The organism is Priestia sp. SIMBA_032, assembly GCF_046535215.1.
Classification (GTDB): Bacteria; Bacillota; Bacilli; order Bacillales; family Bacillaceae_H; genus Priestia; species Priestia aryabhattai.
In genome coordinates this window covers 1-242 of the sequence record NZ_JAWRXD010001398.1, presented here as the reverse complement: position 1 = coordinate 242, position 242 = coordinate 1, and the positions used below count along the sequence as shown (strand labels likewise).

At 67.4% G+C, this 242-nt stretch carries 1 protein-coding gene; it reads right to left on the bottom strand.

Annotation, left to right across the window (positions count from 1 at the left end):
• A partial coding sequence (locus tag SB717_RS38910; RefSeq protein WP_410908605.1) for a phosphoenolpyruvate carboxylase occupies positions 1-242 on the bottom strand: 242 nt, incomplete at both ends.

Below are 242 nucleotides of genomic sequence, written 5' to 3'. Positions count from 1 at the left end.
CACCAACGCCCGAAACAGCGGTACCTCGAGGGCGGCAAGCAGTGTCGCCGCACCCTGCTGGAGGTCCTCGATCGTCTCGAACAGCGGAACGACCCGGACCGACGACCGCGGCGGCGTGTCCGGTGAGCCGGGATCGAACAGGCCCGCCTCCTTGAGCATCACGAGCGCCTCGAACAGGTCACTCACCGAGGTGCACAGGCTGATGATGTAGTTGGGGACCGCTTCGGGGCCGGATGCGGCCA